This is a genomic window from Moorena sp. SIO2C4, from assembly GCF_010672485.1.
GTDB lineage: Bacteria > Cyanobacteriota > Cyanobacteriia > Cyanobacteriales > Coleofasciculaceae > Moorena > Moorena producens.
In genome coordinates this window covers 1-1,599 of sequence record NZ_JAAHGN010001379.1, presented here as the reverse complement: position 1 = coordinate 1,599, position 1,599 = coordinate 1, and the positions used below count along the sequence as shown (strand labels likewise).

The window sequence follows — 1,599 nt, the reverse complement described above, 5'->3', positions numbered from 1 at the left end:
CAGATGCATTACGGGAAATTTATCTGATGCCTAATCCTCCGGCTGAGGTAACTGATCTTATTGATAAGATTAACAATAAGGCTCATGATTTTTGTAAGAAGGAGCGTGAATAGCAAGTAGGGTGGGCATTGCTGATTAAGATCATGATTGAACGCGGATCAATGAAATGGGCAATGCCCACCAATCCACCATCATCGTAGGGTGGGCATTGCTGATCAAGATCATGATTGAACGGCGAGCAATGAAATGGGCAATGCCCACCAATCCACAATAATCGTAGGGTGGGCATTGGTTCAGAAACCGGCCATGGGTACCCTGCTTGGTGGGCATTGCTCAGATAAATTTGGGCAGGATTTGGGTAAGTAAACCGGCAATGCCCACCCTACAGAATGCTGAATAATATAGCGCTACACACAATGTAAGCAAGGTATGTAAATTATTTTTGTGATTTTGTCAAGTAGTTCATTTGTTCTATTATTTTGACCTACTCCCCGTTGACCCTGTACTTATATGAAGTTTGATATGAGGTTTGATATGAGGTTTATGAGGTTTGATATGAGGTTTGATATGAGGTTTATGAGGTTTGATATGAGGTTTATGAGGTTTGATATGAGGTTTGATATGAGGTTTATGAGGTTTGATATGAGATTTATGAGGTTTGATATGAGGTTTATGAGTTTGATATGAGGTTTGATCTGAGTTTTTATATGAGTTTTTATATGAGGTTTGATCTGAGTTTTATGAGAATAAGAGATATATAACAGGGCTAGTATTACATTGTTCCAACTAAGAATTAGGAACTGGGGGGAGCAGGTCAAGGGTTGCAGAACAAATGAACTACAGTACCATCACAGCAAGCTTATGTAAACCCATGAGGGGGCTAGAGGTATAGTACAAATGTTCTACATAAGTGACATGCTCCCTGCAATAACCTAAAAAGGAGAAGTTCAAAATGCAAGTAGTCCACAAGGTGTTGAAAGGGATGTTGGTGTTTTGCCTGTCCCTAGTAATGATCGTTGGTAGTGCGCAAGCTGCGGAATGTTATGTCGAACCTCGCTTTATTCTCTTGGCCGAGGGATCTTCTCAGTATATACTAGATGTTATAGATGGGCCAGCATCGTCACTGGATGTCAGCTTTATAAGCTTTGAAGAAGACCAACAAACAATATCATTGATTGTAGATCCACCCGGTCCCCATGATTATGTTGAAAATCTTCCTGTTCCGGGGTATAGCTCTGATCAACCCACTTCTTATGATCACGTGTTTGAAGGTGTGGAGCCATTCTACCAAGTAATAGTTCGTGACGCACTACCATGGGATATATACATGGATGTAGAGGGTTGTCACAAAGCGTAAAAAGTCTAAGGAGCATCCGCAGGTTGCAGATCACAAAGGACTTCCAAAAAATCAAACATTCTACAAACAGAATGATAATTATTGGTAATTAAGGAAGTAAAACCTTTGCCGTAGGGTAGAAAGGTAACGGGGCGATCGCTCCGTTACCTTCTTCTGGCAACTCAACCTTCAATACTCCACTTCTAACCCATATCCACCAACGGCGAGCGTATTCCTCAATGGGACTCGCCGTTGCTTTTTGC

General features: G+C 41.3%; 1 protein-coding gene. It reads left to right on the top strand.

Translation table 11 applies throughout. From position 1 onward, the window contains the following. The first annotated feature begins 952 nt into the window (after window positions 1-952). Window positions 953-1,357 (top strand): hypothetical protein, encoded by a 405-nt coding sequence (locus F6K20_RS37780; RefSeq protein WP_008185272.1) that lies wholly within the window; start codon window positions 953-955, stop codon window positions 1,355-1,357. Window positions 1,358-1,599: the final 242 nt, after the last annotated feature.

What these genes read in the sequence shown, in the direction of transcription:
- F6K20_RS37780 (WP_008185272.1), top strand. Translation starts at nt 953, where the DNA reads ATGCAAGTAGTCCACAAGGTGTTGAAAGGGATGTTGGTGTTTTGCCTG.